Here is a 17,472-nt window from a genome sequence, read left to right as displayed (position 1 = left end):
CCTCCTCAGTGCGACGATCGCCGTGCGACCCTAGGCCGCGGACGCCACCGACGTCGTGCGCGCGGAACCAGCCTGCCACACGGCGCGCAGCGCCCACCCGAGCAGGACGACGAGCAGGAGCACCTTCACCGTCAGCACCAGCACGAAGCCGGGGTTGGCGATGAGCAGCCAGCCGTACCAGTACGGGTAGATCACGTGCGTGAGCAGCGCGACGGCCGCCGCGAGCGAGGCCGGCACCAGGAAGCGGCCGCCGCCCAGCACGAGCCCCAGCACGACCGGAGCGGCGAGCCAGGTGACGAACTGCGGCGAGCCGACCTTGTTCGCGACGATGAGCACCGTGGTGAAGGCGACGGCCAGCGGCGGCAGCAGCGCCACGAGGTGCGCGCCGCGCCGGACGGCGCGAAGGCCGAACGCGAGCACGACCGCGACCCCCACCACCATGACGGGCGTGGCGAGGCCGGCGGCGGTCGCGACCCCCGGCCCCTCCACCTGGAACGTGAGGATGTCGCGGTCGAACGCGATCGTCGCCTCGGTGGCGCCGCCCACGATCCACCAGAGCCAGGGCAGAGCGAACGGCGACTCGACCTGGACCCCCCGCCCGGCCTGCTCGGCGATGAAGCCGAAGGCGTTCGACCCCGATCCGGCGATCAGGCTCACGCCGAGGATGCCGGCGCTCAGGCTCGCGGCGACGATCACGACCTCCACGCGGCGCCGGAGCGCCACGACGAGCGTCGCCACCAGTGCGGCCGGCCACACCTTGATCCAGGCCGCGACGGTCAGCAGCGCCGCCGCGACCACCGGACGACCTGCCGCCCAGAGCAGCCCGACGATCGCGAACGGCACGGTCACGGTGTCGATGCGGCCGAGGGCGATCGGACCGAGCAGCGCCAGGAACGCGATCCACCACCATGCCGCCGCCCGCCGCCGGCGCGAGAGGACGCCCGTTCCGAGCAGCACGGCGAACGCGATCGCATCCAGCAGCGTCACCATCACCAGCCACGTCGCGCCGTACCAGTCGGCTCCGAACGCGAGCGCCGCCGTCATCGGCGCGAAGGCGAGGATCGGGTACACCCACGGCATGTCGATCCCCATGCGGACCCACCCGCCCTGCGCGCTCTCCGCCCAGGCCAGGTACACGGCGGTCACATCCCACATCGGGGCCGACGGGCTCCGGAGGTTCACCGCGGCGAGCACGAGGTGGACCGATGCGAACGCGATCCACGCCGCGGTGCGGCCGCCCAGACGTCGACGGATGCCGCGTCGCCGCCGACCGCGCTGCTCGCCGGCCTCCACCACGCCCTCGGTCACGGCTTCCGAGCCTAACGAACGCGTCACAGTACGCCACGATGCACCCGCGGCGGACCCGGATCCGGGATGCTGAGACCATCGCCGTCGCCGCGCATCGGAGGACCCCATGACCGCACGATCCACGATCCTCGCCACCGCCGTCGCCGCGCTGGCCGTCGCCGCGCTCGCGGGGTGCTCGACCGGAGGCGGCACCGCCGACGAGGGCGATTCCGGTTCGGGCTACCTCACCGACGGCAAGCTCACCATCGGCACGGGCGAACCGGCGTACTACCCGTGGGTGATCGACGACGACCCCGAGTCCGGCGAGGGCTTCGAGTCGGCCGTGGCCTACGCGGTCGCCGAGCAGCTGGGGTTCGCCGCGGAGGACGTGGTGTGGGTCCGCACGACCTTCGACCAGGCGATCGCGCCGGGTCCCAAGGACTTCGACTTCAACCTCCAGCAGTTCTCGATCACCGAGGAGCGGGAAGAGGCCGTCGACTTCTCGTCGCCGTACTACGAGACCACCCAGGTCGTCATCACCGTCGAGGGCTCCCCCGCCGCCGACGCATCGTCGATCGCCGAGCTGAAGCCGCTGCTCGTCGGCGCGCAGACCGGCACGACGAGCCTCGACGCCATCGAGGAGGTCATCGCACCCGACGCGGGCGCGCAGGTCTTCAACACGAACGACGACGCCAAGCTCGCCCTGCAGGCCGGCCAGGTCGATGCGATCGTGGTCGACCTCCCGACCGCGTTCTACCTGACCGGGGTCGAGCTCGACGGCGGCCTCATCGTCGGCCAGCTGCCAGGAACCGCGGGGGCCGACCAGTTCGGCCTCGTCCTGGAGAAGGACTCGCCGCTGACGGCCGACGTCACCGCCGCGGTCGACGCCCTCCGCGAGGACGGCACGCTCGACGCCCTCGCCGAGGAGTGGCTCGGCGGCGACGACACGGCGCCCGTGCTGGAGTGATCCGGCCGGCGTCCCGCGCGGCGGCGGACGCGGCCGGCGACGCGACGACGCCCCCGCCCAGCGCCGTCGAGCTCGAACGCCGCGCCTACCGGAAGCGGCAGTCGAGCCGATCGGTGCTGGTCGGGCTCGTCTCGACGCTGGTCCTGGCCGTGGCGCTCGGGGCCGCGGTGCTCGGCTCGCCGGGCTGGGCGCGCGTGCAGCAGTCCTTCTTCGACCCGCAGGTCGCGCTCGACTCCCTTCCCCGCATCCTCGAGGGGCTCCTGCTGAACATCCAGGTGCTGGTCGTGGCGAGCCTCGGGGTCGCGGTGCTCGGCGTGCTCCTCGCCACGATCCGCACGCTCCGCGGACCGGTCTTCTTCCCGCTGCGCTTCCTCGCGGCGGCGTACACCGACCTGTTCCGCGGGCTGCCGCTCATCATCGTCCTGTACCTCGTCGGCTTCGGGATCCCCGGCCTGCAGCTGACCGAGCGGATGCCGGCGGCGTTCTGGGGCACGATCGCGCTGATCCTGACCTACTCGGCCTACGTGTCGGAGGTCTTCCGGGCGGGCATCGAGGCGGTCCATCCGTCGCAGCGCCTCGCCGCGCGCTCGCTCGGCCTCAGCCACCGCCAGTCGATGGTGCGGGTCGTGCTCCCGCAGGCCTTCCGCAAGGTCACGCCCGCGCTGATGAACGACTTCGTGGCCATGCAGAAGGACGTCGGCCTCATCTCGGTGCTCGGCGCGGTCGACGCGGTGCGGGCGGCGCAGATCGAGACCGCGCAGGCCTTCAATTTCACGCCGTACGTGGTCGCCGGACTCCTGTTCGTGCTCCTGTCCTGGCCGTTCATCCGGCTGACCGACTGGCTGAGCGCGCGGCAGCGCCGCCGCGAACAGGCGGGGAGCGTGCTGTGAGCGAGGGAGCGGGCCGGACGGTCGAGGCGCCGCTGCTCGAGCTGCGGGGCATCCGCCGTGCCTACGGCGACCGGGTCGCGCTCGCCGGGGTCGACCTCGACGTCGGCGCGCATGAGGTGGTGGCCCTCGTCGGGCCGTCGGGATCGGGCAAGTCGACGCTGCTGCGCACCGTAAACCTGACCGAGCCGATCGACGACGGCGTGATCCGGCTGGCCGGCCGCGACATCAGCGACCCCCGGGTCGACGCCGACGCCGTGCGCGCGCGCATCGGGATCGTGTTCCAGCACTACAACCTGTTCCCGCACCTCAGCGTGCTCGACAACATCACGCTCGCCTCCCGGGTCGTGCACCGCCGACGTCGCGCCGACGCCGAGGCGCGCGGGCGTGAGCTCCTCGCCTCGATCGGGCTGCTGGACTTCGCCGCGGCGTTCCCCGACCGGCTCTCGGGCGGCCAGCAGCAGCGGGTCGCGATCGTCCGCGCGATCGCGACCGAGCCCGAGCTGCTCCTGCTCGACGAGGTGACGAGCGCGCTCGACCCCGAGTTGGTCGGCGAGGTCCTGGCGCTCGTGCGCTCGCTCGCGGCATCCGGCACCACCATCCTGATGGCCACGCACGAGATGGCCTTCGCGCGCGAGGTCGCCGACCGGGTCGTCCTCCTCGACGGCGGACGCGTCGTCGAGGACGCCCCCGCGGCGCGCTTCTTCACCGCGCCGCGGGAGGCGCGCACGCGCGAGTTCCTGCGAGGCGCCGCACCCGGCGCGGCGGGCGGCGGCGCGGGCGACGGTGCGGACGCGGGCGACCCGGACGTCTAGCCCGTCAGCAGCCGGCCCACGACGGGCGGGATCGCCTGCGCGACATCCATCGCCGTCACCGGTCCGCCGTCCCACGCGTCGGTCGCGTGGCGGGCGGCCTCGGAGTGGATGAACGCCGCCGTGGCTGCGAGGAACGTGATCGCGGTCGCGTCGGCCGCGAGCCGCTCGTGGTGCGTCGCGGCGAGCGCGCCGATGATGCCGCCGAGCACGTCGCCGGTGCCGGCGCTCGCGAGCCAGTGCGTCGAGGCGGTCACCGTCAGGCGGGTGCCGTCGGGGTCGCACACGTGGGTCACGGCGCCCTTCAGCAGCACGGCGACCTCCAGTTCGTGCGAGGTGCGCTCGGCCCAGGCGGCCGGATCGGCGTCGACCTCCTCGACCGTGCACGCCACGTCGCGGTCGTTGAGCAGCCGCGCGAGCTCGCGCGAGTGCGGCGTGATCACGGTCGGCGCCGTGTGGCTGCCCACCAGGTCGAGCCCGCCCGCGTCGAGCACGACCGGCTCGCCCGAGGCCAGCGCGTGCTGGAGGTCGCCGGCGAGCACGAACGAGCGGTGCCCGGCGTCCATGCCCGAGCCGAGCAGCCACGCCTGCACGCGCCCGGGAACCCCGACCGTCTCGGGCCGCGCTGTCAGCACGGCCTGCCTGACCGCGCGCGGACCTGTGAAGCGCACCATCCCGACCCCCGTGCGGTGCGCGGCCTCGACGCCGAGCACCGCGGCGCCCGGGAAGTCGGGCGATCCCGTGATGACGCCCAGCACGCCCCGGCGGTACTTGTCGTCGCTCGCGCTCGGGGCGCTGAGCCAGTCGGATGCGTCGTCGGCGGTCCATTCGCGCCACGTGCCGGTTGCCATGCTCCCAACGATAGGTTGAGGAGCATGCCCGCGACCATCCACGCGCCGATCGCCCTATCCCCACGCGTCGTCGTCTTCGACTACGGCGAGGTGATCTCGCGCTCGCCGTCCGAGGCCGACCGCGACGCGCTGACCGCCCGGGCGGGCATCGACCCCGAGGCGTTCTGGCCCGCGTACTGGGCGCACCGCGACGAGCTCGACCGCGGCACCCTCTCGATCGCGGCGTACTGGGCGCTCGTGGCCGACGCGCTCGGCGCGAGCTGGTCGGCGATCGATGTCCACGAGTTGTGGGCGATCGACCACCGGAGCTGGCTGAGCGTCGACCCCGCGACCCTGGCCGTGCTGCACGCGCTGCGCGAGGGCGGCACGCGGATGGCGCTGCTCTCCAACGCCGGCCCCGACTTCGGCGGCTGGCTGCGGCACGGCTCGTTCGCCCCGCTGTTCGAGCGGGTCTTCGTCAGCGGCGAGCTCGGCATGGTCAAGCCGGGCGCCGACATCTACGCGCACGTGATGGCCGAGCTCGGCATCGGCGCGGCCGAGTTCCTCTTCGTCGACAACAAGGCGGTGAACGTCGAGGGCGCGCGTTCCGTGGGCGGCGACGGGCACGTGTTCACGGATGCCGCGGGCCTCGAGTCCTGGCTGCGGGAGCTCGCCGCATGAGCGCCGGGGAGGCGCACGCCGCGCCCGCCGCCGCGGAGGTGCCCGCGCTGTTCCGTCCGATCACCATCCGGGGACTCGAGATCCGCAACCGCGTGTGGGTGCCGCCGCTCTGCCAGTACTCGGTGACCGAGCTCGACGGGGTGCCGCACGACTGGCATCTCGTGCACCTCGGCTCGATGGCCGCCGGCGGCGCCGGACTCGTGATCGCGGAGGCGACCGCGGTCAGCCCCGAGGGCCGGATCTCCGACCACGACACGGGCCTGTGGAATGACGAGCAGGCCGCGGCGTGGTCGCGCGTCACGCGCTTCATCCGGTCGCAGGGAGCGGCCTCCGGGATCCAGCTCGCCCATGCCGGTCGCAAGGCGTCGGTGTGGCAGGAGCACCTGCGCCGACCGGGATCGCAGCCGCTCGAGGAGGGCGGCTGGGAGACCGTCGCGCCGTCGGCGGTCGCGTTCGACGGGCTGCGCGTGCCGGCCGCGCTCGACGAGGCCGGGATCCTCGCCGTCGTCGAGGACTTCCGGGCCGCCGCGCGGCGCGCGGTCGAGGCGGGCTTCGACGTCGTCGAGGTCCACGCCGCGCACGGCTACCTCGTTCACCAGTTCCTCTCGCCGCTCTCGAACCTCCGCGACGACCGCTGGGGCGGCTCGCTCGAGAACCGCGCGCGGCTGCTGCTCGAGCTCGTCCGCGTGGTGCGGGCCGAGATCGGCGAGCGGATGCCGCTGTTCGTGCGGTTCTCGGCGACGGACTGGGCGCCCGGCGGCTGGGACGAGGAGCAGACCTCGACGGTGGCCCGGTGGGCCGCGGAGGCCGGCGCGGACTTCTTCGACATCTCGACCGGCGGGCTCGTGCGCGACGTGCGGATCCCGGTCGGTCCGGCGTACCAGGCCGCGCACGCCGAGTTCGTCGGCGGCCGGGCCGGCGTGTCGGTCTCGGCGGTGGGGCGGATCACGACGGCGGCGCAGGCCGAGGCGCTCGTCGCATCCGGCGCGGCCGACGCGGTCATGTTCGGCAAGGCCATGATGCGCGACCCGCACTTCGCGATGCGGGCCGCGTCCGTGCTCGGCGCGGGCTCGTCGATGTGGCCGCCGCAGTACCTCCGTGCGCGGCCCGAGCTCAACGACGGCGAGTTCTGACTCCCGGCTAGTTCAGGCGCATGCCCGTGAGCATCGCCCTCGCATCGTCCATCGACATGCTCGTCGGCTGGGCGATCGAGATGATGTTGCCCTCGCTGTCGTCGAACCACGCGCCGCGTTCGCCCTCCATGTCGACGACGCCGTTCTCGGTCTTGATGCCGGGCAGGTCGTAGTCGTGGAAGGTGACGCCCTTCGCGCGCAGTGCGGTCATGTCGCGGTCGAGGTCGTCGGTCATGATCGAGAAGGCGGTCGCCTTGTTGGTGCCGGCGAACTGGGACTCGTACACGAGGACGCCGACGCCACCGATCACGTAGAAGTCGCCACCCGGGTCGCTCCGCACCGGCTCGAGCCCGAAGACGTCCTTCCAGAACTTCCGGGCGCGCTCCTGGTCGGAGGCGGCGAGGGTGGCCAATGCGATGGAGTTCTCGAACATGACAGCACCTCAGCTTTCGTGACGCGCGAAGTCTACGCCGCGCGCGCCCCGCGCGCCTCACCCCCTCCGGGTGGCGTCCTCCACCTCGCCGACGAGCTCCTCGATGATGTCCTCGAGGAAGATCACGCCGGTCGTGCGACCCTGGTCGTCGAACGCGCGCGCGACGTGCGCGCCCTGGCGTCGCATCGAGGCCAGCGCATCCTCGAGGTCGGTGCCCGCGAAGATCGAGACCAGGCGGCGCACGCGCTTCGCGGGGATCGGTTCGTCGAACTCGTCGTCGTCGAGGTCGATCACGTCCTTGAGGTGGACGTACCCGTCGGGCTCGCCGTCCTCGCCCGCGAGCACGTACCGCGAGAAGCCGCGGCGCGCGACCGCGCGCTCGACGTCGGCCGGCGTGGCGTCGTCGGGCAGGCAGACCAGTTCCGACATGGGCACCGCGACGTCGCTCACGCGCTTGGTCGTGAACTCGAACGCCGCGAAGAGCGTGCCGCTCGCGTCCGAGAGCACGCCCTCGCGCCGCGACTGGTCGACGATGGTCTGCACCTCCTCGAGCGTGTACGTCGAGGTGGCCTCGCTCTTCGGCTCCACGCCGAAGAGCCGCAGCACGCCGTTCGCGGTCGCGTTCAGCGCCACGATCACGGGGCGGAAGATCCGGGCGACGAACACGAGGGGCGGCGCCAGCACGAGCACGGCCCGGTCGGGCAGCGAGAAGGACAGGTTCTTCGGCACCATCTCGCCGAGCACGACGTGCAGGTACGAGACCAGCAGCAGGGCGACGACGAACGCGACCGTCGACACGACCTCCTCGGACCATCCGGTCAGCTCGAGCGGGACCTCGAGCAGGTGGTGGATGGCGGGCTCGGAGACCGTCAGGATCAGCAGCGAGCAGATCGTGATGCCGAGCTGGCTCATGGCCAGCATGAGCGTGGCGTGCTCCATGGCCCACAGCGCGGTCTTGGCGCTGCGCCTTCCGCTCTCGGCGAGCGGTTCGATCTGCGATCGGCGTGCCGAGATCACGGCGAACTCGGCGCCCACGAAGAAGGCGTTGCCGGCCAGCAGCACGAACAGCCAGGCGAGTCCGGCCCAGTCGCTCATCGCTCCACCTCCGCCATCGTGTCGGCGTGCGTCCGCGCGGTCGCCGGGGTGAACTGGATGCGGTCGATGCGTCGGCCCTCCATGCGCTGCACGCGGAACCGGCCGCCCTCGATCTCGACCTCGTCGCCGACGACCGGCATGCGCCCGAGGCTGGCCATCACGTACCCGGCGACGGTCTCGTAGGCGCCGTCCTCGGGGACCCGGATGCCGGTGCGATCGAGCAGCTCGTCGGGTCGCAGGATGCCGGGGAAGCTCACGAACTCGCCACGACGGACCACGCCGGCCCGCGTGCGGTCGTGCTCGTCGGAGACCTCGCCCACGAGCTCCTCGACCAGGTCCTCGAGCGTGGCGACGCCCGCGGTGCCGCCGTACTCGTCGACGACGACCGCCATCTGGTAGCCGCGACCGCGGAGCTCGCCGAGCAGCAGGTCGAGCTTCATCGTCTCGGGCACGCGCAGCGCCTCGGACTGGAGCGCGGAGGCGGGGACGTCGCCGCGCTTCTCGCGCGGGACCGCGACGGCCTGCTTGACGTGCACGAGGCCCACGACGTCGTCGAGGTCCTCGTCGTACACGGGGAACCGCGAGAAGCCGGTCTGTCGGGCGAGCTCGATCACGGCCTCGGCCGGTTCGAGCCGCTGTACGGCCGCGACGCGCGGCCGCGGCGTCATCACGTCGGAGGCGTCGTGCTCGGAGAAGCGGAGCGTGCGCCCGAGCAGCGTCGCGGTGTCCTGCTCGAGCAGGCCCGCGCTCGCGGACCGGCGCACGAGCGAGGAGAGCTCCTCGGCCGAGCGGGCGCCCGAGAGCTCCTCCTTCGGCTCGATGCCGATGGCGCGGAGCAGGCCGTTCGCACTGCCGTTCAGCACGACGATCGCGGGACGGAACACCCACGTGAACGCCGTCTGGAACGGGATCACGACCTTCGCGGTCGCCAGCGGCAGCGCGAGCGCGAAGTTCTTCGGCACGAGCTCGCCGATGATCATCGACAGCAGGGTCGCCACGACCATCGCGGTGATCGCGCCGACGGGCCGGATCGCGCCCTCGGGCAGCCCGAGCGCCCCGAGCGGTGCGGCGAGCAGCGACGAGATCGCCGGCTCCATCGTGTACCCGGTGAGCAGCGTGGTGAGCGTGATGCCCAGCTGCGCGCTCGACAGGTGCGTCGAGGTGATCTTCAGCGCCTCGATCGTCATGCCGAGCCGGGTCTCGCCCTTGGCGCGGCGCGCCTCGAGGTCGGAGCGGTCGAGGTTGACGAGCGCGAACTCGCTCGCGACGAACAAGCCCGTGCCGATCGTGAGGAGGAGACCGATGCCGAGGAGCAACCACTCAGACATCCGCACCACCCCGTTCGGTCACGGGCGAGGGTCTATGGCCAGGGGACTTCGCAGAGGGAGGATCATCCATGGTCGAGCCAGTATATCGGCGGATGTCGCGAGCCCGCCGAGCCGTAACGCCCCCGTCACACGCCCTGACGGGGCCCGCTCCGGGCGCTACCAGCTGACCGGGAGCGCCTTGCCCTCCTCGTAGCCGGCCGCGGACTGGATGCCGACGAGTGCGCGCTCGCGGAACTCCGGGACGCTGCGCGCGCCGGCGTAGGTGAACGAGCTGCGCACGCCCGACGTGATCATGTCGAGCAGGTCCTCGAGCGACGGACGCAGCGGGTCGAGGTAGATCGCCGACGACGAGATGCCCTCGGCGAACAGCTCCTTGCGGGCGAGCTCGTACGCCGACAGCCGGCCGAAGCGCTCCTTGACGGCCTTCGTCGAGGCCATGCCCCAGCTCTCCTTGTAGACCCGGCCGTCGGCGTCGCGGCGCAGGGTGCCCGGCGCCTCGATCGTACCGGCGAACCACGAGCCGATCATGACGGAGGCCGCGCCCGCGGCGAGGGCGAGGGCGACATCCCTCGGGTAGCGCACTCCCCCGTCGGCCCACACGGCCGCACCGGCCTCGCGCGCCGCCTCGGACGTCTCGAGCACCGCCGAGAACTGGGGGCGCCCGACCGCCGTCATCATGCGCGTCGTGCACATGGCGCCCGGACCGACGCCGACCTTCAGCACGTCGGCGCCCGCCTCGACGAGGTCGGCGACCGCGTCGGCCGTGACGATGTTGCCCGCGACGACCGGGATGCCGAGCCCCGCGGCCTTCACGGCGCGCACCGCGGCGATCATGCCCTCCTGGTGGCCGTGGGCGGTGTCGACCACGAGCATGTCGACGCCCGCCGCGGCGAGCGCGCGCGCCTTGGCGCCCACGTCGCCGTTGATGCCGATCGCCGCCGCGACGCGGAGGCGGCCGGCGGCATCCGTGTTCGGCTCGGAGATCGTGCCGCGCAGCGCGCTGCGCCGGCTGAGCGTGCCGACCACGCGGCCGTGCTCGAGCACCGGCGCGAAGTCGAGTCCTGCGTCGACCATCAGGTCGAACGCCCGACGCGGCGTGTCGACGTCGTCGGCGTCGAGCGACGGGATTGCCCCGTGCACGAGGTCGCCGAGGCGCGCGTCGGGAAGGGCCGTCGCGAGGCGCGACGCGGGGATGGTACCCACGTACCGGCCCTCGTCGTCGGTGAGCACGATGCCGTGCCCCTCGACGGGCGGCAGCACCTCGAGGGCGTCGGCCGCGGACTGGTCGACCGAGAAGGCGTGCGGCACGTCGAATCGTGCGGGCCGCGACTTCACCCAGCGGATCGACTCGTCGAGCTCCTGCAGCGGCAGGTCCTGCGGCAGCACGCCGATGCCGCCGCGGCGCGCGAGGGTCGCCGCGAGGCGGGGCCCGGTGACCGAGTTCATGTTCGCCGAGACGATCGGGATCGACGCGCCCGACCCGTCGTCGGGCGCGAGCGAGACGTCGAGCCGGCTGGTCACGCCCGAGCGGCTCGGCACGAGGAAGACGTCGGAGTACGTGAGGTCGTGCCGCGGCGTCGTGCGGTAGAACTGCATGTCGTTCACGCTATACCTGAGCGGTCCCGACGGCCCCCGGAAGGGGTTTAGGCTTGTCAGGGCGTCCCGCGCCGTGCTGCGCGCGCCACGCCGCCAAGGTGAGAAACATCAATGGAGAGAGTGGGCGAGAGGCTGTGTCGAGCCAATTGACCGGGTCGGGGTCCGACGAGACGACGTCGGCGGAGTTCGGAGCCAACGAATGGCTCGTGGACGAGATGTACGAGCGGTTCCTCGCCGACCCGCAATCGGTCGACGAGACCTGGCGGCCGGTGCTCGAGCACTACCGCCAGATCCGCACCGGTGAGGCCGCCGCCCCGCCGCAGGCGCCCGCGGCGATGCCCGACGAGGCCGAGCTCCTCCGGGCCGCGAACGAGGCGACGGATGCCGCTCCCGCCGCGCCGGCTCCGAACGCCGCCCCGGCCGCGCCGCCCGCGAACGCGGCCGCGCAGCCCGCACCGTCGGCACCGGCCGCCCCGGCGGCCCCCGTCGCGACGACCCAGCCCCCTGCGTCCCACCCGGCGACCGCGCCGAGCCTGGTCATCGGCCAGGCGCCCGAGGCGCGCACCACGTCGGTCGCCCCGCGCACCGCGCCGGTCCCCGCCGACGTGCCTGTGACCAGCCCGCAGCCGCGGGCCGACGCCGGCGAGCGGGAAGACGAGATCGTCCCCCTGCGCGGCCTGCCGAAGACGCTCGCCGCCAACATGGACGCCTCGCTCACCGTCCCGACCGCGACGAGCGTGCGCACCGTGCCGGCCAAGCTCATGATCGACAACCGGATCGTGATCAACAACCACCTCCGCCGCACGCGCGGCGGCAAGGTGTCGTTCACGCACCTCATCGGGTGGGCGCTTATCCAGGCGCTCAAGGAGTTCCCGAGCCAGAACGTCTACTACGCCGAGGTCGACGGCAAGCCGAGCCTCGTCAAGCCGGCCCACATCGGCCTGGGCATCGCGATCGACATCCCGAAGCCCGACGGCACCCGTGCCCTGCTCGTGCCCGCGATCAAGCGCGCCGAGACCATGACCTTCAACGAGTACCTCAACGCCTACGAAGACCTGGTGTCGCGGGCTCGCGGCAACAAGCTCACGGCCGACGACTTCAGCGGCGCGACGATCTCGCTGACCAACCCGGGCGGCATCGGCACCGTGCACTCGGTGCCGCGCCTGATGAAGGGCCAGGGCTGCATCATCGGCGCCGGCGCCCTCGAGTACCCGGCCGAGTTCCAGGGCGCGAGCGAGAAGACGCTCGCGAACCTCGCGATCGGCAAGACGATCACGCTGACCTCGACCTACGACCACCGCGTCATCCAGGGCGCGGGCTCGGGCGAGTTCCTGAAGAAGGTCCACGAGCTGCTCATCGGCGAGCGCAACTTCTACCAGGACCTCTTCGCGGCGCTCCGGCTCCCGTACGAGCCGATCCGCTGGGCGCCCGACATCTCGGTCGACATCGCCAGCGCGATCGACAAGACGGCTCGCGTGCAGGAGCTCATCAACTCGTTCCGCGTGCGCGGCCACATGATGGCCGACACCGACCCGCTCGAGTACGTGCAGCGCTCGCACCCCGACCTCGACATCGAGAGCCACGGCCTGACCTTCTGGGACCTCGACCGCGAGTTCGTCACCGGCGGCTTCGGCGACAAGCGCACTGCCCTCCTGCGCGACATCCTCGGCGTGCTCCGCGACTCGTACTGCCGCACGATCGGCATCGAGTACATGCACATCCAGGACCCGGTGCAGCGGCGCTGGATCCAGCACCAGGTCGAGCGCAAGTACGAGAAGCCCACGCACGACGAGCAGATGCGCATCCTCGGCAAGCTCAACGAGGCCGAGGCGTTCGAGACGTTCCTGCAGACCAAGTACGTCGGCCAGAAGCGCTTCAGCCTCGAGGGCGGCGAGTCGATGATCGCGCTGCTCGACGAGGTGCTGCAGGGTGCCGCGAAGGAGGGCCTCGACGAGGTCGCCATCGGCATGGCGCACCGCGGCCGGCTCAACGTGCTCACCAACATCGCCGGCAAGACCTACGGCCAGGTGTTCCGCGAGTTCGAGGGCACGCAGGACACCCGGGGCTTCTCGGGCTCGGGCGACGTGAAGTACCACCTCGGCACCGAGGGCACCTTCACCGCCGACGACGGCCACCAGGTGCCCGTGACGCTGGCGGCGAACCCCTCGCACCTCGAGGCCGTCGACGGCGTGCTCGAGGGCATCGTCCGTGCCAAGCAGGATCGCAAGCCCATCGGCTCCTTCTCGACCCTGCCGATCCTCATCCACGGCGACGCGGCCATGGCGGGCCAGGGCATCGTGGTCGAGACCATGCAGATGTCGCAGCTGCGCGCGTACCGCACGGGCGGCACCATCCACCTCGTGGTCAACAACCAGGTCGGCTTCACCACCGTGCCGGGCGACGCTCGATCCTCGATCTACTCGACGGATGTCGCCAAGGCCATCCAGGCCCCGATCTTCCACGTCAACGGCGACGACCCCGAGGCCGTCGTCCGCGTCGCGGAGCTCGCGTTCCGCTACCGCCAGGAGTTCAAGCGCGACGTCGTCATCGACCTCGTCTGCTACCGCCGCCGTGGGCACAACGAGGGCGACGACCCCTCGATGACGCAGCCGCTGATGTACAACCTCATCGAGTCCAAGCGCTCGGTCCGCAAGCTCTACACCGAGGCCCTCGTCGGTCGCGGCGACATCACCGAAGAGGAGTACGAGAACGCGCACCGCGACTTCCAGGACCGCCTGGAGCGCGCCTTCGCCGAGACGCACGCCGTGCAGACCGGCGCGATCCCCGTGGTCGGGGCGACCGAGTCGCAGCGCGCACCCGAGCCCCCTTCGGGCGAGCTCGAGACGACCGGCGTGTCGACCGAGGTCGTCCACGCGATCGGCGACGCGTTCAACAACAAGCCCGCGGGCTTCACCGTCCACCCCAAGATCCAGCAGCTGCTGGCCAAGCGCGTCGACATGACCCGCAACGGCAAGATCGACTGGGGCTTCGGCGAGCTGCTCGCACTCGGCTCGCTCCTGCTCGAGGGCACGCCGGTGCGCCTCGTCGGCCAGGACGCGCGCCGCGGCACGTTCGTGCAGCGCCACGCGGTGCTCCACGACCGCGTGAACGGCCAGGAGTGGCTGCCGCTGCAGAACCTCTCCGACCAGCAGGCGCGGTTCTGGATCTACGACTCGCTGCTCAGCGAGTACGCGGCGATGGGCTTCGAGTACGGCTACTCGGTCGAGCGGGCCGACGCGCTGGTGATGTGGGAGGCGCAGTTCGGCGACTTCGCCAACGGCGCGCAGACCGTCATCGACGAGTTCATCTCCTCGGCCGAGCAGAAGTGGGGCCAGCGTTCGAGCGTCGTGCTCCTGCTGCCGCACGGCTACGAGGGTCAGGGTCCCGACCACTCGAGCGCGCGCATCGAGCGCTACCTCCAGCTGTGCGCCGAAGACAACATGACCGTCGCGCGTCCCTCGACCCCGGCGTCGTACTTCCACCTGCTGCGCCGCCAGGCGTACCAGCGCCCGCGCCGCCCGCTCGTGGTGTTCACGCCGAAGGCGATGCTGCGCCTGCGCGGCGCGACGAGCGAGGTCGCCGACTTCACCGGGGGCCGGTTCGAGCCCGTCATCGACGACGCGCGCATCACCGACAAGCAGGCGGTCAAGCGCGTCGTGTTCCTCTCGGGCAAGTTCTACTACGACCTGATCGCCGAGCTCGAGAAGAACCCCAACCCCGAGATCGCCGTCGTCCGGCTCGAGCAGTACTACCCGCTGCCCGGCGCCGACCTCAAGGCGATCGCCGACGGCTACCCCAACGCCGAGCTCGTCTGGGCGCAGGAGGAACCGGAGAACCAGGGCGCCTGGCCGTTCTTCATCATCGAGACGAACAAGCTCGGCCCGCGCGAGGTGCGCGTCGTGGCCCGCGCGGCGGCGGCGTCGCCCGCGACCGGCTCCGCCAAGCGGCACGCGACCGAGCAGGCCGACCTGGTCAAGCGGGCACTGACCCTGTAGCGGGCCGCAGCGGGCACCCGCCCCGCGAACGACGAGACGAGCGGATGCCTCCAGGAGGGGCATTCGCTCGTCTCGTCTCGTCTCAGGCCGAGGTCACGGGCTCCGGCTCGTCGGCGACCTGGGCTGCCGGCTGCGCCGGCGCCTGCGCAGGCGTGCGGAGCGGCTCCGGATCGCGGCGCGCGAGCCGGCTCGGCCACCAGATCGCCCGGCCGATGTCGTAGGCGGCCGCGGGCACGAGCAGCGTGCGCACGAGGAACGTGTCGAGCAGCACGCCGAACGCGACGATGAACGAGATCTGCGCGAGGAACAGGATCGGCAGCACGCCGAGCGCCGCGAACGTCGCCGCGAGCACGAGCCCCGCCGACGTGATGACGCCGCCGGTGAGCCGGAGCCCTCGCAGGATCCCCCGGCGCGTGCCGTGCACGACCGACTCCTCGCGCACGCGCGTCATGAGGAAGATGTTGTAGTCCACCCCGAGCGCGACGAGGAACACGAACCCGAACAGCGGCACCGAGGGGTCCGCACCCGGGAATCCGAACACGAACTCGAACACGAGCGCCGACACCCCGAGCGCGGCCGCGAACGAGAGCACGACGCTCGCGATGAGCACGAGCGGCGCGACGATCGCACGGAGCAGCAGCATCAGGATCACGAGGATCGCGAGCAGCACGAGCGGGATGATGAGCCGCTGGTCGGCGAGCGCGGCCTCGTTCGTGTCGAGGGCGACGGCGGTCGGGCCGCCGACGAGCACGTCCTCGCCGACCTCGTCGAGCGCGGTGCGCAGCTGCACGACCGTGGCCTCGGCCTCCGGCGAGTCCGCCGGGTCCTCGAGCGTGGCCTGCAGCAGCACGGTGCCGTCGACCACGGTCGGTGCCGGGGCGGGCGTCCCGGGCGGACCGAACGCCTGGATGCCGTCCTCGGTGACCGGCGCACTGCCGGCCGGCGACTCCTCCGAGAGCACCGCGACCGAGGCCACGCCCGGCGTGTCGAGCGCGACGTCGGCGATCGCCTGCAGCTCGTCCTCCGGCCCGATGACGACGGCGGGTGTGCCGGAGCCGCCGGGGAAGTGCTCGCCGACGAGCTCCTGCCCGTCGCGGGCCTGCGACTCGCCGAGCACGAACTCGCTCGACGGCACGCCGTCGGCATCCAGTCGCACCAGGCCCAGCGCCATGACGCCGAGCAGCAGCGTCGAGACGATCCACACCGTACGGGGGCGGCGCGACACGAGTCGGCCGACGGCGCCCCACAGCCCCCGCTCGTCGTTGCCGTCGGCCGCCGCCGCCGGGACGGGAGCCGTGGCATCCGGCCGCGCGATGCGCCGCGGCCAGAACGCGACCCGGCCGGCCCAGAGCATCAGCGCCGGGAGCAGCGTGAGGGAGGCGAGCAGCGCGAACGCGATGCCGATCGCGGCGACCGGGCCGAGGATCTTGTTCGAGTTCAGCTCGCTCGCCAGGAGGATGAGCAGGCCGACGATGACGGTGCCGGCGGAGGCCGCGATGGGCTCCCACGACCCCTTCAGCGCGGCCCACGTGGCATCCCACCGGCGCTCGTGCAGCGACAGCGCCTCGCGGTAGCGGGCGATGTAGAGCAGTGCGTAGTCGGTCGCCGCACCGATCACGAGGATGAACAGGATGCCCTGGGTCTGGCCCGAGAGCAGCAGCAGGTCGGCCTTCGCGAGCTGCACGACGGTGAACACCGACGCGGTGAGCGCGGACAGGCTCGTGAACAGCACGATGACGGGCAGCAACGGCGAGCGGTACACCACGATGAGGATCACGAGCACCGCGGCGAGCGCCACCAGCAGCAGGAGGCCGTCGATGCCCGCGAACGCCTCGGCGAGGTCGGCCGTGAAGCCCGCAGGCCCGGTCACGGCCGCGACGGTCCCGTCGACCGACGAGTCGGCCAGGAGCGCGCGCACCTCCTCGACGGTCTCGCCCGCGCCTCCCTCGCCGTCGCCGGGCGCGATGGAGACGACGAACTGCGCCGCCTCGCCGTCGTCGGACGGGATCACGGGCGACGACTCGTCGGCGACGACGCCGTCGACGTCGAGCACGGACTCGCGCAGCGCCTCGACGTCGTCGAGTTGCGAGGCCGTGAGCTCGGCGCCGTCGTCGGTCGCGAACACGACGATCGCGGGCACGTTCTCGGAGTCGCGGAACCCGTCCTGCAGCTCGTTCACCTCGGTCGCCTCGGCGGAGGCGGGGAGGAAGGACGCCTGGTCGTTCTGCTGCACGTCGGAGAGCGTGCCGAACGCGGCGCCGCCCGCGCCGAAGAGCGCGAACCAGACCAGGATCAGGACGGAGGGAATGAGGACTCGGAGCCAGACGGGGACGCGTCCGGCTCGGCGGGGTGTGGTGGCATGCTCGTTCATCGTCCTCGACGGTACGGAACGGATGCCGTCTCGCGCGTCCATCGAAAGTTCGGACGC

Annotated in this window: 13 protein-coding genes; 6 read left to right on the top strand and 7 right to left on the bottom strand. The window is 72.1% G+C overall.

Features of this window, described 5'->3' with window-relative positions:
- Positions 1-30: 30 nt before the first annotated feature.
- Positions 31-1,308, bottom strand: a complete 1,278-nt coding sequence (locus AC3RKB_RS12405) for a glycosyltransferase 87 family protein (RefSeq protein ID WP_491436450.1) — start codon at positions 1,306-1,308, stop codon at positions 31-33.
- Positions 1,309-1,414: 106 nt separating this feature from the next.
- On the opposite strand from AC3RKB_RS12405, the gene AC3RKB_RS12400 reads away from it, so the two are divergent.
- From AC3RKB_RS12400 to AC3RKB_RS12390, 3 genes are read left to right on the top strand one after another with little or no spacing between them, the layout of a single operon-like run.
- Complete coding sequence (locus tag AC3RKB_RS12400; protein ID WP_491436449.1) at positions 1,415-2,254, top strand: ABC transporter substrate-binding protein; 840 nt, start codon at positions 1,415-1,417, stop codon at positions 2,252-2,254.
- The gene (locus tag AC3RKB_RS12395; protein ID WP_491436822.1) at positions 2,254-3,144 is read left to right on the top strand and encodes an amino acid ABC transporter permease; all 891 of its coding nucleotides are present in this window, start codon (positions 2,254-2,256) and stop codon (positions 3,142-3,144) included. The genes AC3RKB_RS12400 and AC3RKB_RS12395 overlap by 1 nt, the downstream gene beginning before the upstream one ends.
- Positions 3,141-3,956: an amino acid ABC transporter ATP-binding protein gene (locus tag AC3RKB_RS12390; protein ID WP_491436448.1), complete on the top strand. Its 816-nt coding sequence runs from the start codon at positions 3,141-3,143 to the stop codon at positions 3,954-3,956. Before AC3RKB_RS12395 ends, AC3RKB_RS12390 begins: the two co-directional genes overlap by 4 nt.
- Here the strand turns inward: AC3RKB_RS12390 and AC3RKB_RS12385 are convergent.
- On the bottom strand, positions 3,953-4,804 hold the full coding sequence (locus tag AC3RKB_RS12385; protein ID WP_491436447.1) for an ADP-dependent NAD(P)H-hydrate dehydratase: 852 nt from the start codon (positions 4,802-4,804) through the stop codon (positions 3,953-3,955). The genes AC3RKB_RS12390 and AC3RKB_RS12385 overlap by 4 nt on opposite strands.
- Positions 4,805-4,828: 24 nt before the next feature.
- Between AC3RKB_RS12385 and AC3RKB_RS12380 the strand changes: the two genes are divergently transcribed.
- Together AC3RKB_RS12380 and AC3RKB_RS12375 are read left to right on the top strand one after the other, a co-directional pair.
- The gene (locus tag AC3RKB_RS12380) at positions 4,829-5,464 is read left to right on the top strand and encodes an HAD family hydrolase (protein WP_491436446.1); all 636 of its coding nucleotides are present in this window, start codon (positions 4,829-4,831) and stop codon (positions 5,462-5,464) included.
- Positions 5,461-6,597, top strand: a complete 1,137-nt coding sequence (locus AC3RKB_RS12375; protein ID WP_491436445.1) for an NADH:flavin oxidoreductase/NADH oxidase — start codon at positions 5,461-5,463, stop codon at positions 6,595-6,597. Before AC3RKB_RS12380 ends, AC3RKB_RS12375 begins: the two co-directional genes overlap by 4 nt.
- Before the next feature lie 7 nt (positions 6,598-6,604).
- On the opposite strand, the gene AC3RKB_RS12370 is transcribed toward AC3RKB_RS12375, so the two are convergent.
- The 4 genes from AC3RKB_RS12370 to guaB1 form a co-directional block, all read right to left on the bottom strand.
- Positions 6,605-7,030 carry a VOC family protein gene (locus AC3RKB_RS12370; protein WP_491436444.1) on the bottom strand — a complete coding sequence of 142 codons (426 nt, stop codon included), beginning with the start codon at positions 7,028-7,030 and terminating at the stop codon, positions 6,605-6,607.
- 57 nt (positions 7,031-7,087) lie between these two features.
- The gene (locus AC3RKB_RS12365; protein ID WP_491436443.1) at positions 7,088-8,125 is read right to left on the bottom strand and encodes a hemolysin family protein; all 1,038 of its coding nucleotides are present in this window, start codon (positions 8,123-8,125) and stop codon (positions 7,088-7,090) included.
- On the bottom strand, positions 8,122-9,453 hold the full coding sequence (locus AC3RKB_RS12360) for a hemolysin family protein (protein WP_491436442.1): 1,332 nt from the start codon (positions 9,451-9,453) through the stop codon (positions 8,122-8,124). The genes AC3RKB_RS12365 and AC3RKB_RS12360 overlap by 4 nt, the downstream gene beginning before the upstream one ends.
- 156 nt (positions 9,454-9,609) lie before the next feature.
- Positions 9,610-11,049, bottom strand: coding sequence for a GMP reductase (guaB1, locus tag AC3RKB_RS12355; RefSeq protein ID WP_491436441.1), 1,440 nt, complete (start codon positions 11,047-11,049; stop codon positions 9,610-9,612).
- A 134-nt stretch (positions 11,050-11,183) separates the two neighbouring features.
- Here guaB1 and AC3RKB_RS12350 point away from each other — a divergent pair, with 134 nt between their 5' ends.
- Positions 11,184-15,044, top strand: coding sequence for a multifunctional oxoglutarate decarboxylase/oxoglutarate dehydrogenase thiamine pyrophosphate-binding subunit/dihydrolipoyllysine-residue succinyltransferase subunit (locus AC3RKB_RS12350; protein WP_491436440.1), 3,861 nt, complete (start codon positions 11,184-11,186; stop codon positions 15,042-15,044).
- Positions 15,045-15,126: 82 nt separating this feature from the next.
- On the opposite strand, the gene AC3RKB_RS12345 is transcribed toward AC3RKB_RS12350, so the two are convergent.
- The gene (locus AC3RKB_RS12345; RefSeq protein WP_491436439.1) at positions 15,127-17,415 is read right to left on the bottom strand and encodes an MMPL family transporter; all 2,289 of its coding nucleotides are present in this window, start codon (positions 17,413-17,415) and stop codon (positions 15,127-15,129) included.
- Positions 17,416-17,472: the final 57 nt, after the last annotated feature.

Source organism: Agromyces capsici, from assembly GCF_058349965.1.
This window is presented reverse-complemented; position numbering and strand designations above follow the sequence as displayed.